This window comes from Pseudomonas sp. NPDC012596 (assembly GCF_042902325.1).
In the GTDB taxonomy this organism is placed as follows: domain Bacteria; phylum Pseudomonadota; class Gammaproteobacteria; order Pseudomonadales; family Pseudomonadaceae; genus Aquipseudomonas.
In genome coordinates, this window is sequence record NZ_JBIBEB010000017.1 from 50,228 (window position 1) to 65,733 (window position 15,506).

The 15,506-nt window shown below is 57.5% G+C and carries 14 protein-coding genes; 3 read left to right on the forward strand and 11 right to left on the reverse strand.

The genetic code is table 11. From position 1 onward, the window contains the following. The first annotated feature begins 144 nt into the window (after positions 1–144). Positions 145–1,407 carry an MFS transporter gene (locus ACFY68_RS19740; protein ID WP_387530874.1) on the forward strand — a complete coding sequence of 421 codons (1,263 nt, stop codon included), beginning with the start codon at positions 145–147 and terminating at the stop codon, positions 1,405–1,407. On the opposite strand, the gene ACFY68_RS19745 is transcribed toward ACFY68_RS19740, so the two are convergent. The 3 genes from ACFY68_RS19745 to ACFY68_RS19755 all read right to left on the reverse strand — a co-directional run bounded on the left by ACFY68_RS19745 (position 1,369) and on the right by ACFY68_RS19755 (position 4,221). After that, positions 1,369–2,415 (reverse strand): alpha/beta hydrolase family protein, encoded by a 1,047-nt coding sequence (locus tag ACFY68_RS19745; RefSeq protein WP_387530664.1) that lies wholly within the window; start codon positions 2,413–2,415, stop codon positions 1,369–1,371. The genes ACFY68_RS19740 and ACFY68_RS19745 overlap by 39 nt on opposite strands. A 130-nt stretch (positions 2,416–2,545) precedes the next feature. Then, positions 2,546–3,157 carry an FMN-dependent NADH-azoreductase gene (locus ACFY68_RS19750; RefSeq protein ID WP_387530667.1) on the reverse strand — a complete coding sequence of 204 codons (612 nt, stop codon included), beginning with the start codon at positions 3,155–3,157 and terminating at the stop codon, positions 2,546–2,548. 224 nt (positions 3,158–3,381) lie between these two features. Further along, entirely contained in the window at positions 3,382–4,221 is an 840-nt protein-coding gene (locus ACFY68_RS19755; protein ID WP_387530877.1) for a LysR family transcriptional regulator, read from the reverse strand. A gap of 102 nt (positions 4,222–4,323) precedes the next feature. On the opposite strand from ACFY68_RS19755, the gene ACFY68_RS19760 reads away from it, so the two are divergent. Further along, positions 4,324–4,767, forward strand: a complete 444-nt coding sequence (locus ACFY68_RS19760) for a cupin domain-containing protein (RefSeq protein ID WP_387530670.1) — start codon at positions 4,324–4,326, stop codon at positions 4,765–4,767. 17 nt (positions 4,768–4,784) lie between these two features. Here the strand turns inward: ACFY68_RS19760 and ACFY68_RS19765 are convergent, their stop codons facing one another. Together ACFY68_RS19765 and ACFY68_RS19770 are read right to left on the reverse strand one after the other, a co-directional pair. Further along, positions 4,785–5,117: a winged helix-turn-helix domain-containing protein gene (locus ACFY68_RS19765; RefSeq protein WP_387530672.1), complete on the reverse strand. Its 333-nt coding sequence runs from the start codon at positions 5,115–5,117 to the stop codon at positions 4,785–4,787. A gap of 313 nt (positions 5,118–5,430) precedes the next feature. Continuing rightward, positions 5,431–5,754 (reverse strand): LysR family transcriptional regulator, encoded by a 324-nt coding sequence (locus ACFY68_RS19770; protein WP_387530675.1) that lies wholly within the window; start codon positions 5,752–5,754, stop codon positions 5,431–5,433. Between the two features lie 190 nt (positions 5,755–5,944). Between ACFY68_RS19770 and ACFY68_RS19775 the strand changes: the two genes are divergently transcribed. After that, positions 5,945–7,045, forward strand: coding sequence for an alkene reductase (locus ACFY68_RS19775; protein WP_387530678.1), 1,101 nt, complete (start codon positions 5,945–5,947; stop codon positions 7,043–7,045). A gap of 138 nt (positions 7,046–7,183) precedes the next feature. On the opposite strand, the gene ACFY68_RS19780 is transcribed toward ACFY68_RS19775, so the two are convergent. The 6 genes from ACFY68_RS19780 to ACFY68_RS19805 all read right to left on the reverse strand — a co-directional run bounded on the left by ACFY68_RS19780 (position 7,184) and on the right by ACFY68_RS19805 (position 15,502). Continuing rightward, positions 7,184–8,104 (reverse strand): LysR family transcriptional regulator, encoded by a 921-nt coding sequence (locus tag ACFY68_RS19780; RefSeq protein ID WP_387530681.1) that lies wholly within the window; start codon positions 8,102–8,104, stop codon positions 7,184–7,186. A gap of 88 nt (positions 8,105–8,192) precedes the next feature. Beyond that, the gene (locus tag ACFY68_RS19785; RefSeq protein ID WP_387530684.1) at positions 8,193–8,927 is read right to left on the reverse strand and encodes a glucose 1-dehydrogenase; all 735 of its coding nucleotides are present in this window, start codon (positions 8,925–8,927) and stop codon (positions 8,193–8,195) included. Beyond that, positions 8,918–9,067 carry a hypothetical protein gene (locus ACFY68_RS19790; protein ID WP_387530687.1) on the reverse strand — a complete coding sequence of 50 codons (150 nt, stop codon included), beginning with the start codon at positions 9,065–9,067 and terminating at the stop codon, positions 8,918–8,920. Before ACFY68_RS19790 ends, ACFY68_RS19785 begins: the two co-directional genes overlap by 10 nt. 443 nt (positions 9,068–9,510) lie before the next feature. Next, complete coding sequence (locus ACFY68_RS19795) at positions 9,511–10,725, reverse strand: MFS transporter (RefSeq protein ID WP_387530690.1); 1,215 nt, start codon at positions 10,723–10,725, stop codon at positions 9,511–9,513. Between the two features lie 210 nt (positions 10,726–10,935). After that, positions 10,936–12,360, reverse strand: coding sequence for an efflux transporter outer membrane subunit (locus ACFY68_RS19800; RefSeq protein ID WP_387530693.1), 1,425 nt, complete (start codon positions 12,358–12,360; stop codon positions 10,936–10,938). After that, on the reverse strand, positions 12,350–15,502 hold the full coding sequence (locus ACFY68_RS19805; RefSeq protein WP_387530696.1) for an efflux RND transporter permease subunit: 3,153 nt from the start codon (positions 15,500–15,502) through the stop codon (positions 12,350–12,352). The genes ACFY68_RS19800 and ACFY68_RS19805 overlap by 11 nt, the downstream gene beginning before the upstream one ends. Positions 15,503–15,506 lie beyond the last annotated feature (4 nt).

The following is a 15,506-nucleotide window of genomic DNA, read 5'->3' on the forward strand; positions in this document are numbered from 1 at the left end:
GAGAGAGCATCTGGCAAATCCGGCAGTACCGACAACTGGTAGAAATGATGGCTCTACTGTCACCTCGGTCGATTATCGATAAGCCCCACACCAGGCGTCACAACAACGCGAGGCCAACGTTCCAGCCGAGATTAATTCGTTAGCCTGCTTTCATTTCCTTCGCGCAACGGCCATGATGAAGCCACGCCCAACCGCCCGCCCGCGAACGAGCCCATGACCGCGCAACAGCCCGCCCCCGCCAGCAGCACCTTCAGCATCACCCTGCAGATCCTGTCGATCGTCTTCTACACCTTTATTGCATTCCTCTGCATCGGCCTGCCGATCGCGGTGTTGCCCAGCTATGTGCACGATCAGCTGGGCTTTGGTGCGGTGATTGCCGGGGTGACTATTGGCCTGCAATACCTGGCCACTCTGCTCAGCCGGCCTTTTGCCGGGCGCGTGGCAGATACGCTGGGCGGCAAGCAGGCGATTCGTTACGGCCTGATGGGCATTGCTGCCTGCGGGGTGCTGACGTTCGCTTCGGCCTGGACCTTGAGCGTGCCACTGCTGAGCCTGGCGCTGTTGCTGGGCGGGCGTTTGCTGCTGGGGCTTGCCCAGGGCCTGATCGGTGTTGCGACGCTAAGCTGGGGCATCAGCCAGGTTGGGCCTGAGCATACGGCGCGGGTCATTTCCTGGAACGGCATCGCTTCGTACGGCGCCATTGCCATCGGCGCGCCGGTGGGGGTGCTGGCGGTCGATGGCCTGGATTTCAGCGTGCTCGGGCCTGCCTTGCTGGTGCTTGCCGGGCTGGGTTTACTGGTGCTGCGCAAGCGCCCGGACGTGGTGGTGGTGCGGGGTGAGCGGCTGCCGTTCTGGTCGGCGTTCGCCCGGGTTGCACCTTGCGGCCTGGGGCTGACACTGGCATCGATCGGTTACGGCACCCTGACCACGTTCGTCACCCTTTATTATTTGGAGCGCGGCTGGGCAGGTGCGGCCTGGTGCCTGAGTGCCTTCGGCCTGTGTTTCATCGTTTCGCGGCTGTTGTTCGTCAACGCCGTTAACCGCTTTGGCGGCTACAACGTGGCAGTCGCCTGCATGGCCACCGAAGTGCTCGGCTTGAGCCTGCTATGGCTGGCGCCCTCGCCGCTCTGGGCCTTGGTTGGTGCCGGCTTGACCGGTTTTGGCCTGTCGCTGGTGTACCCGGCGCTGGGTGTCGAGGCGATCAGGCAGGTGCCCAGCAGCAGCCGCGGTGCCGGGCTGGGCGCCTACGCGGTGTTCTTCGACATGGCACTGGCAGTGGCCGGGCCGGTGATGGGCGCCGTGGCGGTGCACCTGGGGTATGCCTCGATCTTCTGCGTAGCCGCCTTGCTGGCCCTGGCCGGGGTGGGCCTAACGTTGCTGCTGGCGCGGCGCAGCCGTCGCGGCTGAACGTTCGCCGTGCGCCGGCGCGCCAAGGGCCTGACTGAAGAAGGCAGCCGTATCGCGCTGCAGGGAGTGATGGATATGGCGGCGGTCGACGCCCTCTGCGTCCTTGCACAGCGCCGTCATGCGGGCCCACTGCTCCTTGTCGCAACGGGCCATGAACACGAAATGCCCGGCGCCTGCCAGCAGGCGGTAGTCCGGCGTTACCGGCAGTTTGCGCGCTAGCGCCTCGGCATTGCGGTCCACGGCCAGCAGCTGGTCGTTGTCGCCGCTGTAGATCAGTGCCGGCACCCTGACACTGGCCAAGGCGTGGCGCCCGAACATCAGGCTCAGCGGGGCCATCAGCATCACCGCCCCCACGCGGGCATCGGCCTTGGGCGCCAGCTCACTGCGGTCGGCGATCAGCACGCCATGGGTTTTGCAGGCATCGGCGTCGGTGGGGCGCTCCAGGCAATACTGGCGCAGGCGGTCCAGGTCGGGCTGGGCGCCGGAGAGAATCAGCGCCGTTTCGCCGCCGGCCGAATAACCGATCACGCCCACTTTGCCATCGTTCAGGTAAGGCCCGAGCAAGGCATCGTCACGGGCGGCGGTAATCGCAGCGCTGACCTGCAAAGGCCGGCCATACAGGTTGCTCAGGGTGCCCAGGCGGCTAGGGTCGCGGGCGTTGTCGCCAGGGTGCACCACCGCCACCACCACAAACCCTTGGCGCGCCAGGGCGGTTGCCAGGTAATGCAGCGCCAGCGGGCTGCCGGTATTGCCGTGGGACAGCACCAGCAGCGGGAACTGCCCGAGGGCGACCGGGGCTTCATCAGCGACTTCGACGGGGTAACCGTCAATGCGGGTGCTGTGAGCGGTGCCTTGTGCCGGGTAGAACGCCAGCGCCTGCATCGGGCGCGCATCGACGGGGTCGGCCAGGGTCATGTGGTGCAGCCCGGCGACCCAGGGCGCAGCCTCGCCGTGCGCCAACAGCCCAGCGAACAGCAACAGTGCCAGCAAGCAACGGGAGAGGTTCATCGGCCGGCGCTTCCACGCGGAGCGAGGGGATAGCGTCAGAATAGGTCGAGGCTGGGGTGGGGCAGATGAAAACTGGATGAAAAAAACCGGCTGCCGCACAGGCGACAACCGGTTTTTTCGTGCCTGCCGATCAGGCGGCGGCAAACAGCTCGTTGGCAATCTGCGCCTGGGCGGCATCGATGGCCTGGCTGCGGTGTTCCGGGCCGTAGGCCAGGCCGTGGGCGCGAACGATCTCCAGGTCGGTGATGCCGATGAAGCCGAGGAACACCTTGAGGAAGTCTTCATGGCCAGCACCGGTCGGCTGGCCTGCGTGCAGGCCGCCAGCGGTCGACACCAGCACCACTTTCTTGTTGCCGCACAGGCCTTCAGGGCCGGCTTCGGTGTAGCGGAAGGTCTTGCCGGCAACGGCAACGCGGTCGATCCAGGCTTTGAGCTGGGTTGGTACGGTGAAGTTGTACATCGGTGCACCGATCACCACCGCGTCGGCGGCGAGGAATTCTTCCAGGGTTTCGGCGCTCAGCTTGGCTTCAAAGGCCTGGGCTGCGTCGCGTACGTCTTCCGGCGTGCCGGCAGCGACCAAGGTAGCGGCCGAGAAGTGGGCGATGGCGTCGGCGGCCAGGTCACGGTAGACCACTTCGATACCCGGCTCGGCGGCTTGCCAGGCTTGGACCACTTCACGGCTCAGCTGGCGGGAGGCGGAATTGTCGCCCAGGATGCTCGAATCGATGTGCAACAGTTTCATGGGACTCTCCTGTGTATGAAGACCGCGGCGTTGGGCGATCACGATGGGGAGAATCCTACCGGGGCGTCGAATGGCTGATAAGTCGGCAAAAATGCGTTAGTTTGTCCCACATATAGAACAGTGAGACAGCGCCATGAAATCATTGATCTTCCCTTCCCTGATCACGTCACCCTTACCTGCTACCAATTCTGCACCTGTCGCAAATGCGGACGTCACAGCTGCAACTACTCCCTGCGCAGTGCGTCCAGATAGCCAGGGAACATTTCTGACCAGCCCCCCAGTACCTCTTCAAGCGCGCCGCTGTTGATGTATTCCTGCGCGTGCGCATCGGTGACCTGGGCCAATCCGACCCCAGCCAAACAGGCATCAAGTATCTGCAGCGCGCTGTTCATGATCAGGGGCCCTTGCACGCGAACACGAAACTCGCTGCCATCGCTGGTGAACTCCCATGGATAGACGCCGCCGTGCGTAGGCAGCCGCAAGTTGATGCAACGATGGGTTATCAGCTCTTCAGGTCGCCGGGGTGCGCCGTAACGCTTCAGGTAGGCGGGTGAGGCGACTGTAACCATCCGCATCGGTGGCCCAATGGGCACGGCCACCATGTCAGCATCAATGATCCCGCCCAAACGTACACCCGCATCAAATCGCTCCGCAACGATGTCGGTCAGACCATAATCAGTCATCAATTCAATCGCGACATCTGGGCAGGTTTCAATCACTGGTCGTAGCTTTGGCCAAAGAACGTGCCGGACGGCGTACTCGTCGGCAGTGATACGTACCGTCCCTGACGGGTGTTGCCCGAGCGCCGACAGGGCACCAAGGTGACCATGGATTTGATCCAGCAGGGGCGCGATCTCTTGCAGTAATCGCTCCCCCGCCTCCGTTCGCGTGACGCTCCGAGTGGTCCGGGTCAGGAGTTGAACGCCAAGACGCTCCTCCAGGCCCCGTATTGTTTGACTAACGGCTGAGGGTGACACACCCAACCATGCCGCCGCCCGGGTGAAATTGCTCTCCTGGGCCACAGCCACGAAGACCACTAGATCGCTCAGATTGCCTGTCTTCATTGTTAAGCTCAGCTTCAAACCGAATCCTGGATTTTGCTAATTCTCCAATTAAATCGCGGACGGTACAGTTGTCTCAACCCGTTTTCGAGAGGTTTGACCACCATGACAGATAACAGTCTTCCCAGCGCTGACATGCAAATTCACCGTGCTGGCTCGACCAAAGCAATCCAAGGGCCTGCTGACTGGTTTACCGGGCGCGTGCGCATTGACCGCGTCTTCACCGCCCCAGCCCCTGCTCGCATTGGTATTGCAGTGGTTAACTTTGAGCCGGGGGCTCGTACTCACTGGCACAGCCACCCTCTCGGCCAAGCCTTGCTGGTCACTTATGGCGTAGGTTGGACGCAATGCGAGGATGGGCCAAAGACCGAGATCCGCACCGGCGATCTTATCTGGTGCAATTGTGGCCGACGTCATTGGCACGGTGCGACCGACACCACGGCATTGCAGCACATCGCGATAAATGAGTTGTTGGATGGGAAGGCAGTGGACTGGCTTGAGCCTGTAAGTGATGACGTCTTCCTGGGCAGCCCCGCGAAAAAAGACTGAGGTGGCAGCGCGTTCATCTATTCCAGCGACGCTGAGTACAACCTGAGGCCTTTACCACGGTGAGTTTCGATGACAGCAGTGGAACCCAATAGTCTCAAGGTTTTACGTAAATAGTTGAGCTGCACTTCTATGCGTTTGGTTCCCGGGTCGAAGTTAACCCCCCACACATCCTTGAAGATACTTTGGCGGCTGACAATATCATTGGCGTTAATCACTAGAAGCGAGAGCAATCGGAAGGAGGTACCCTTGACTGTAACACGCTTGTTTTTGCAGATCGCCTCTCGTTTAAGGGCATTCAGGTTCAGGTCAGCGTAAGCAAGATCATTCATGGTAGGAGGTATGGCTCTCATGCAATCCCATCACCGGCAGTTACGCCACATACTCACGACCTACAAGCGTTCATCGAAACGAACCGCTAACAAACATTCGCTGACCGCAGACGCACTACCCGAGGTGTGATGCAACCGACAATACCCCGATCAGCCATGTGCAACTATTGCAAAAATTCGCTTGGGCGATTCACTTTATGAATCACTCAGGCGTAACCTGGCATACCACCGGAACTTCACATGACCATGAAGATACCGCTTGGAAGTACTGAATCACCTCCGTGAGACGGGAACGATTGGGGATGGCGTTGGGGAGCGCCACTGGGTGGCGCATTCAGCGAGGTGAGGCTGAGAACTTACCTAATGCCTCACCCAATAGGTTCAACGAGCGCTCGAGATACCCGGCAATCGCGTTAGCGTGCGGAGTGGCGTGCAACTGCCTGCCTCGCCGGACAAAAAGTTCGTCACCAAAAAATGTTCTTAAATCCCTTAGGGTATTGCTAATAGCAGGCTGAGTGACACCGAGCGTGAGCGCTGCGCAGCTCGCACTTTGCGAACGGTGAACAACCATAAAAACGACCAACTTATTAAGGTCAATGCAACGCAGGCGGATCGGATCAAAATCGGTAAGCACAGTAGGCAATCGAACACCCCTCACAGGCGGCGGTTCTAATCAGGACGGCACGATATGCACCGCATTTCAGGCTACAGGCGGTGAACCAGCAGTACAACGCCTTATTGTGGAAGCGGATTCCATAATGCCTGGAATCTGGGCGCAGTTATCAGTAAGGATAACCCGCGTATATTCCCCTGATCAGCGCATCGGAGCGCTCCCTAGAGAGATCCTAATGAGCATGCTTTTCACGCCCTATACCTTGTCAGGCATCACCTTGAAGAACCGCGTGGTCATGGCGCCCATGACGCGCGCGCGCGCTGAAACGACAGTTCCCGATGACCTGACTGTGTTGTACTACCAGCAACGCGCAGGTGCCGGACTGATCGTCACCGAAGGTGTACCCGTTTCCATGCAAGGTCGGGGTTACCTGTTCAACCCTGGGTTGTATACGCAAGAACAAGTCGAAGGATGGAAAAGGGTCAACGCAGCCGTTCGCCAGGAACAAGGCTGCATTTTCGCCCAGTTGTGGCATGTGGGCCGGGTATCACACACCAGCTTGCAACCCAACGGTGAGGCGCCTGTCTCCTCGAGCGCCAAGCTGGCAGCTAACTCCAACGCTTACGCTTACGATGAAAACCATCAGCCTGGCCCGATCCAAGCCAGTAAGCCACGTGCCCTGTCAGTCCCTGAAATTGCTGACATCAAATCTGATTTCGTCCGTGCCGCATCCAGGGCTATGGAAGCCGGATTCGACGGTATCGAAATACATGGCGCCAACGGATACCTATTCGAGCAGTTCATCAACCCAACCGTGAACGACCGTACTGATGAGTATGGTGGTTCGATCGAAAATCGAATCAGGCTTCTTCTGGAAACCATTGATGCAGTCGCGGCGGGGATTGGCCGGGAGAAGGTGGGCGTACGTATTTCCCCATTCGGACGGCTTTTTGACATGGCCCCATTCGAGGATGAAGCCGAGACCTGGGTAACGGTTGCGGCCGAACTGCAAAAGCGAAACATTGCTTACGTGCATTTGAGCGACCAGCTGACCATCGGTGCGGAACGGATGCCTGAGGGGTTCGCCAAGAATTTCAGAGAGTCATACCGAGGCACGCTCATCGCGGCGGGAGGGTTTGACCGTGACTCCGCTGAAGCCGCTCTTGAGGCGGGCGAGCTCGATTTGATTGCCTTCGGCCGTCCCTTCATCGCCAACCCTGATCTGGTTGAGCGCATGAAGAATGGATGGCCGCTTGCTACGCCTGACCGGGAGACGTTCTACGGCAACAGCGGTGAAAAGGGATATGTAGATTATCCATTTTACAACCCCGCCTGAGGTGCATCTGCGCGCTGAAGCTGCCTGAGTCGAGAGTCAAGCCGATGGTCGTATACGCTGGCCAGCAAGCACACTGCGCGATGACAAAAAGGCGACCTCGACGTGGGGTCGCCTTTTCATCTATGAAGTCACAGATCATCAGTCAGGGCGGAAAACTTTCGATTGCCGTTGAGCGAGTTCGAGTAGCGCATCGACGATCATCCGTACCTTGGGCTGGATGTAGCGTGTCCGCGGCCAGATGACATGGATTGGCATTTCAGCCCCCTCATATTGCTGAAGGACAGGAATCAAGAGTCCTTGCTCGATCTGATCTTGAACGAGCCAGGTTGGAAGTTGCGCCAGCCCTCCCCCCGCAAGTGTCATCTCCAACAACATTTCTCCATCACCCATCTCGTGCTTAACGCACACCTCTTGCTCGCTGACATGCCCTTTATCATCCAGCAGCATCCAGGTCTTTCGGGTGCCGTTTCGCCAGCCAACTATACAGTCGTGGGTGAGTAAATCTTCTCGGCTCTGCGGGACACCGCGCCGCTCAAGGTAATCGGGTGTGGCGCAAATCAGCAAGCTCTGGCTACCGAGCTTTCGCGCGACAATCTCACCGTCATCCTTAAGCGTTCCAATCCTAACCACCAGGTCGACCCCATCATTGATGATATCGACAAGCCGCTCACTGAAGCTCACTGACAGATCAAGCTTGTGATATCGAACCGAAAGATCAATCAGTGTGGGCAAAATGTGCCGGCGGCCAAACGCAGCGGGTAGATCTACTCGTAGCCGACCAACGGGCTCCTGCTGACCGGTAGTAAGGAAGCTTTCCGACTCTGCCAGCTCGTCAATTGCCCGAAGGCAACTGGCGAGAAATGCCTCTCCTTCACTCGTCAATATAAGACGCCGAGTGGTGCGATGCAGAAGCTTCACTCCGAGGCGGGCCTCCAGGCGCGTAACACTTTTACCTACTGCAGAGCTGGTGACTCCAAGCTCCAGCGCTGCAGCGGTAAAACTGAGCGTTTGAGCTGAGGTGACAAACTCCCTGATTCCGTCAAACGTGTTAACCGCCATTATGGAACCCTGAGCTGAAATGATTTGAGTTCATGCGCCTTAATGGCGAAATTGTACAGGAATCCGCAGCCCTTGAGTGATAAAGCACTTAAAACAGTGCTGGCAGCCCAGCGGTTTCGCCACCATCGGCGATGAATTCAGCCCCTGTACTGAAAGAGCTTGCATCGCTAGCCAGAAACAAAGCCAAGTTGCTGATCTCTGATGGGTGGCCCGCACGATTCATGGGGACGTGTTTAAACGCCTGGTAAAGCCCGTCGATCATTGGCGTTTGGATATTGCCGGGATGGATCGAATTCACACGTATGTTGTAAGGGGCAAGGTCTAGTGCGGCTGCCTTTGTGAGGCCGCGGACACCGAATTTCGATGTGACATAGGCGGGAACCGAAGAAAAGGCCTTGAGCCCGGAGGTCGATGACACATTGATAATTGAACCGCCTCCCCCATCCTTCATAGCGGGCGCTACGGCGCGTATCCCCTTGAACGTACCACTAAGATTGATTGAGGTTACGAGTTCCCACTCCTCGTCAGAGCATTCATCAACTGGCGTAAAGCGAAGGATACCTGCGTTGTTTATCAACACGTCAATGCGCCCAAATCGTTTCCTGGCTGTGTCCACGGCCCCTTCCCATTCCTGAGTACTCCGCACGTCGAGATGCACCGCAATAGCATCGCGTCCGAGTTCGCTGGCAACCTGTTGAACCTGGTCGTCGAGGACATCAGCCAACACAACCTTCGCTCCCCCCGCGACGAAGGCAACAGCTTCCTCCGCCCCCATGCCCTGACCAGCCCCCGTGATCAATACCACTTTGTCATTCACGTCCATAAACTATCGCCTCCCTTCCAATCTATTAAATTCAACAAAAACGTTTTGATTGCTTTGATGCCGCGACCAATCCGCCCAGCAATTCGCCTTGTAGCAACAGAGGAATCGTTACGACGGACTTTAAATGAGGTGATACGCATCAGATCAATCCTGCGTCTAATATGCAGGTTCCAGCGTATTCAGCGAGTGAATAAGGCCTCACGCCGTTGAGTCACGACAGGCCGGAGGACATTAGCGAGGTCGCCAAGCGTTAAGACCCTGACAGGGTGGCGCGGGAATTGATATTGAATATTTACGTAAGCATAGCGTGTTGCTCCGGCTTGCGAGGCTTCAATGAAGCGTCTTGTTGTTGTTGGGGCCGCTTACGAAACTAGACAGGATTGCGAAGGTTAACCAATAGAAAAATAGTTGAAATCGATTCGCAAAACACATCACGGCACACCCGTGATCTGATGTAATGAGACAAGAGAATGATCATTTCATTGCTGACGCGCAAAATTCAGCCATTGCGCGGGAGCCGTGCCCCTCTAGCCATGTAAGGTTTACATGCCTCAACGGCGTTGCCCTGAAGGGCAGCGGCGGGCTACTCCTTAGGCACTACCACCCTGGCCTTGCCCACTAACAGATACCCCAGCGACATGGCGACCACCACCAGCATTACCGCTGAAGCCTTCTCCATACCTAATGCATCCACCGCCGCGCCCATACCGATGATGCCGATGGCACTCCCCAAATATCCCGCGAGATAGAAAAGCGATCCCAAAGCGGCTCTGTGAGTACCAGGAGCAAGCGATGTAAAAACACCCATTGCGCCCACGAACGTAGCGCCATATCCCACCCCTGCCAGCACAGTAAAGAGTACGAAGATGGATGGCAGATGTACGCACAGGGCGACCAGGCACCCCACCCACGCTGCGCATATCAAAGCCCCACCACTTCTCATCGCGACTTCAGGCCTGATGCGTCGGCAGAAAAATTGCGTTATCCCCGCTGTCGCCTGGAACGCGGTCACAAGTAAACCGGCCGAGGCATGGCTTTGCGCTGAGACCTCCGTCAACGTGCTGATGATCATCGAAGGCCCTAGCGCGACGAAAACCGATCCCACTGACCATGCGACCACCAGGATCAATGAAATCCGAGTGAACGTCCGCCAGCTCCCTCTCATTTGTTCGTCGAGGGTCAAGCGCACGCTTGCGTCGCTTACTTTGGCAGCGTGATGAACAACCTCCTCGCTCCATTGCACGCGACACAATCCAATTGCAGTCAACATGGCCAGGCAAGCGTTAAGTGCAAAAGGACTGAGCGTAGGGTAAAAATCAACGGCTATGGCAGCTGAGCTCAGAACGGGCCCCAAAGCTGCGCCGGATGTGAAAGAAACGGTGGCCAATACCGCTGCATGCCGCTTGCGGTCTTGAGCATCAAAACCTACGAGCGCCGCATTGGCGCTCCCCGTAAGTGCACCCGTCCCTACCCCCGCCAAAAAGCGTCCCAGAAAGAGCCCATGAAGCTCCGTAGAAAATGCGAACACCAATGACCCTGCAGCCACCGCAAACAGTGCCGGCAGCAATACAAAGCGGCGATCCTCCAATCGGTCGGAAAGCCTTCCCAGGACTGCCAACGCGAGCAAGACGCCGATGGCGTAAACGGCAAAAAGCGAGGTCAGGGTTGTCGACGAGAAATGCAGGTTCGCTTGATAAAGACCGTACAAGGGGGATGGAGCTGTACTGCCTACGAGCGCGCTCAAAATGGCCAGGGAAACAAGCAAGCGAGCGTTAGCCAAAGAGTGATTTGTAGACACGGGTTAACCACTTCGCTAGTCGGAGATGCATTGACTATACCGATGCTTAGCCTGCTAAGCATTAGCCTGAAGGTTAATTCTGCAACCTTGAACCCGCACTCAACTTCTTCCAGGCGGGGGGCAGCGACGGTTTATCCTGGCGAATGAGAGCAAAAAAGAAGGCGCCCCTTGGCGCCTTAAAGAGACTCCCACCAAAGGAAATCGGGAGTTTTACTGCTGTGCTACAGGCGGTTTATGGGAGATATCAGACCACCCTCCCCCCAGCGCTTTGTACAGTTGGACTTGGGACGTGAGTTGAGCAAGGTGATCGGTCAACAGTCGTTGCCTTGCCGACAAGAGCTGACGTTGGGCATCAAGCAAAGCCAAGTAGCTATCCACGCCTTCGTCGTAGCGCTGCTGCGCCATCTGGTTGTACTCCTCGGCGGTGCGCACCAGGTCACGCTGGCTCTCTATCTGCTCGCCCCAAGTTCCTAGCGCAGCCAGGCCATCCGCCACTTCGCGGAAGGCGGTCTGGATAACCGACTCATAGTTCGAAACTCCAATATCTTTCTGGATTTTCGCGTAGTCCAAACTCGCCTTGAGTCGCCCGCCATTGAAAATGGGGAGATTGATTTGAGGGGCGAAGCTCCAGCTTTGCGAACCTGAATCAAACAGGCCGCTCAGTCGACTGCTGGCAGTCCCTGCGCCCCCCGTCAACGTGATACTCGGGAAAAAAGCCGCACGGGCAGCGCCAATATTTGCATTGGCCGCGCGCAGCTGATGCTCGGCGGCACGGATGTCTGGACGCTGTTGTATCAGCTCCGCGGGCAGCCCTGCTGGTATGTCTGCGAGTAAGGCTGCATCCAGATCCACACCGCTCAGTTTGGCCGGAATGTTCGTCCCCAGCAGAAGCCGCAGAGCATTTGCGTCCTGGGCAACCTGACGGGTGAATGCGTGTACCTGCCCGCGCCCGCTGTCTACGAGTGTCCTTGCCTGACGCACATCGAGATCCGATGCAGTACCGGCCTCGCTGCTGGCTTGTACCAGATCCAGGTTGTGCCGGTAGTTTTGCAGTGTCGACTGCGTAACCTCCAGAAGCTGCTGATCAGTGCGCCATGTAAAATAGGCGATCGCAACGTTGGCGACCAAGCCCAACTGCACGCTCCGTTGCGTTTCTTCGCTCGCGAGATACGTCTCCAGCGCATTCTGATCAAGGCTACGTACGCGGCCCCAAACGTCCAGCTCGTAGCTCATTAGCCCTACCTGAAGACTGTTATCTCCCGCTGTGGTTTGTTGACCCGTTGTTGAAAGGTCACCCGGGGTTCGGGAGCGCCCAGTGCGCCCGTCAAACTCAATCTCAGGCAGCAGCGCCGCCCCCTGGATGCGGTACTGCGCGCGGTATGCGTCAACACTCAGTGCCGCTTTGCGCAGGTCGCGATTGTTGGACAGAGCCAAATCTACCAGTTCATGCAAAGCTTGATCTTTGAAGAAGGTTTTCCAGTCGATCTTCGCCAGGCTTCCTGAAGACGGGGCCGCATACGCGGCGCCCTCAGGAAATGTATGGGGAACCGGCGCCTCGGGACGTTGGTAATCGGGGATCAGACTGCAACCACCCAAAGTCATCGCCAACACCAAGAGTAGAGGTTTATGCGTCATGTTGAGCTCCCTCAGGGGTAGCTACGCGTACAGCCCCACGTTGCTTGGACTTGAACATTTTTGTCACTGCCACGTAGAACAACGGCACGAAGAAAATGGCCAAGAATGTTGCCGCGAGCGTACCCCCGACCACCGCGGTACCAATCGAATGCTGGCTGCCACTGCCAGGCCCGTAGGCGCGCGCAAGAGGCAGCGTACCCATCACGAATGCGATAGAAGTCATGATGATTGGACGAAGTCGCAGACGAGCTGCCTCGGTTGCAGCCTGTACCAAGGTACGGCCCTGGTTTTCGTAGAGGTCTTTAGCGAACTCGACGATCAAGATGGCGTTCTTCGCCGCAAGCCCCATGGTCGTCAACATGCCGACCTGGAAGAACACGTCGTTGGACAGACCTCGCCCCAGCGTTGCAGCGACCGCCCCGAGCACCCCCAGCGGCACGACGAGCATGATCGATACTGGCACCGACCAACTCTCATACAGAGCGGCAAGGCAGAGGAATACGATCATCAGTGAGAGCACATAGAGTGTCGTCGCTTGGGAACCTGCTGCTCGTTCTTCATAAGAAAGACCAGTCCAGGACACTCCAAAGCCATTCGGCAGCTGCGAAGCGACCCGCTCAATCGCTGCCATGGCATCACCTGTGCTGTAGCCAGGCGCTGGCTGACCCAGTAACTCAACAGAAGGGATGCCGTTATAGCGCTCCAGCTTGGGCGAGCCGTAGACCCACTGACCACTGGCGAACGAGGAGAATGGCACCATCTGCCCAGCCGCATTTCGAACGTACCACTTGTCAAAGTCTTCAGGCGAAATCCGAGCGTCCATTTCTCCCTGGACATAAACCTTTTTCACACGCCCTTTGTCGATGAAGTCGTTGACGTAAGTGGAACCCCAAGCAACAGACATCGTGTCATCGATCGACTCGATCGAAACCTGCAGTGCCCGCGCCTTCTCATCATCAATGGTCACTTGGTACTGAGCTTCATCAGCGAGTCCGTTAGGCCTCACGATGGCCAGTGCAGGCTCTTTGGCCACCAGCTTGAGCAACTGGTCGCGAGCCTCCATCAGCGCAGCATGCCCTCGAGCACCGTTGTCCTGAAGAAAAAGGTCAAAGCCCGTGGCGTTGCCCATTTCCATGATGGCAGGAGGGACGATTGATACGACATTCGCATCCCGGACAGTGCTGGCAAAGCGCGTGATCCGCTGAGCAATGGCAAAGGCTGAGTTTTCACTTTTTGTACGCTCCTCGAACGGCTTCAGTCGCACCCAGATCACAGCAGAGTTCTGCCCGCGGCCAGCGAAGTTGAAGCCACTGATATTGAACGCGGAGACGACACCTTCTTTCTCCTCTTCCAACAGATACGTCCGAACTTTATCGATGACCGTCTGGGTGCGTTCAGCACTGCTGTTAGGCGGTGTCTGAATCTGCACAATCAACAATCCTTGGTCTTCATCCGGCAGGAATGCAGACGGCAGATTTCTGAACATGGCGATGACGCCGAGCAGCAGCAATGCATAAATCACGAAGGTACGCTTGGGGTTGCGCAGGATCTTGGAAATCGAAGACGCATAGCGATCAGTGTTTCGTTCGAAGACGCGGTTGAACCAAGCGAAGAAACCTGTTTGCTTCTTCTGACCACCGGCATGAGCCTTGAGCATGGTTGCGCAGAGTGCCGGGGTGAAAACCAGCGCGACCAGGACAGAGAGCCCCATCGCGGTGATGATAGTGATGGAAAACTGTCGGTAGATGATCCCTGCGGAGCCGCCGAAGAAAGCCATCGGCATGAATACGGCACTAATCACCAAGCCGATGCCTACGAGCGCTCCGGAGATTTGCTTCATCGATTTGTAGGTGGCGTCACGTGGCGACAGGTGCTCCTCTTCCATCAGTCGCTCGACGTTTTCCACGACCACGATGGCATCGTCCACGAGAAGCCCGATCGCCAGAACCATGGCGAACATCGTCATCACGTTGATAGTGAACCCACAGGCGTACAGCACGCCAAAGGTACCGAGCAGCACCACCGGCACCGCCAGGGTTGGAATCAAGGTCGCACGCATGTTCTGCAAGAACAGCAGCATGACCAGAAACACCAGAACGACTGCCTCGAACAGGGTATGCACCACCGAGTCGATCGAGGCTTTCACCGAGGGGCTGGTGTCGTAGGGGTAAACTACTTCTACGCCGGGCGGCAGGTAAGGTTTAAGCTGGTCGACAGTATTTTTTACGCGTGCGACGGTCTCCAGCATGTTCGCGCCGGTGGCCAAGCGCAACGCAATACCGGCTGCAGGTTTACCGTTGTAGTTGACGTCGTAGGAGTAGGTTTCATTGCCCAGCACCACTTCCCCCAGATCCTTCAAGCGAATCTGAGAACCGTCCGGCTGCACCTTGACCAAAATCTCCTTGAACTCATCAGCCGTTTTTAACCGGGTTTTACCGATCACCGTCGCGCTCAGTTCAACACCTTTGCGCGTCGGCAGTCCGCCAATAGCTCCAGACGAGACTTGGACGTTCTGCGCCGAGATAGCGGCGGTGACATCGCTCGGCATTAACTGGTAGCTATTGAGCTTGGCTGGATCAAGCCAGATCCGCATCGCATTCTGGAAGCCAAAGACAAAGAAGTCGCCCACCCCTTGGGTACGGGAAAGCGGATCCTGGAAGCTCGACACGACGATGTTGCCCAGGTCACCGTAGCTCAGCTTTCCATCCTTCGAATAAATGCTGACCAGCAGCATGAAATTCACCTGGAACTTCACCACGCGGATCCCTTGCCGCTGCACTTCTGCTGGCAGGTTAGGCGTCGCAAGCTGAAGCTTGTTCTGAACTTGAACCTGCGCGATATCAGGATTGACGCCCTGGTCGAAAGTCACTGTGATTTCAACACTACCGTCGCTGTTCGCTGCTGAGCTGATGTAGCGCAGGCCATCGAGGCCGTTCAACTGCTGCTCAATGACTTGCACCACAGTGTCTTGTACGGTCTGCGCAGAGGCACCTGGGTAGGTTACGGTAATCTGGACGGCCGGAGCCGCTATATCAGGATATTGATTGACAGGAAGGCTGTGGATCGCCAGTGCTCCACCGAGCATGATCGCAAGCGCGATCACCCAGGCGAAAATTGGCCGATCAATAAAGAAACGAGACATCGTC

Bases quoted from the DNA above. Each gene is read 5' to 3' on its own strand.
- ACFY68_RS19780 (WP_387530681.1), bottom strand. From the start codon at position 8,104: ATGGCGGTTAACACGTTTGACGGAATCAGGGAGTTTGTCACCTCAGCT.
- ACFY68_RS19750 (WP_387530667.1), bottom strand. From the start codon at position 3,157: ATGAAACTGTTGCACATCGATTCGAGCATCCTGGGCGACAATTCCGCC.
- ACFY68_RS19785 (WP_387530684.1), bottom strand. From the start codon at position 8,927: ATGGACGTGAATGACAAAGTGGTATTGATCACGGGGGCTGGTCAGGGC.
- ACFY68_RS19790 (WP_387530687.1), bottom strand. From the start codon at position 9,067: ATGCGTATCACCTCATTTAAAGTCCGTCGTAACGATTCCTCTGTTGCT.
- ACFY68_RS19800 (WP_387530693.1), bottom strand. From the start codon at position 12,360: ATGACGCATAAACCTCTACTCTTGGTGTTGGCGATGACTTTGGGTGGT.
- ACFY68_RS19755 (WP_387530877.1), bottom strand. From the start codon at position 4,221: ATGAAGACAGGCAATCTGAGCGATCTAGTGGTCTTCGTGGCTGTGGCC.
- ACFY68_RS19760 (WP_387530670.1), top strand. From the start codon at position 4,324: ATGACAGATAACAGTCTTCCCAGCGCTGACATGCAAATTCACCGTGCT.
- ACFY68_RS19765 (WP_387530672.1), bottom strand. From the start codon at position 5,117: ATGAGAGCCATACCTCCTACCATGAATGATCTTGCTTACGCTGACCTG.
- ACFY68_RS19745 (WP_387530664.1), bottom strand. From the start codon at position 2,415: ATGAACCTCTCCCGTTGCTTGCTGGCACTGTTGCTGTTCGCTGGGCTG.
- ACFY68_RS19775 (WP_387530678.1), top strand. From the start codon at position 5,945: ATGAGCATGCTTTTCACGCCCTATACCTTGTCAGGCATCACCTTGAAG.
- ACFY68_RS19805 (WP_387530696.1), bottom strand. From the start codon at position 15,502: ATGTCTCGTTTCTTTATTGATCGGCCAATTTTCGCCTGGGTGATCGCG.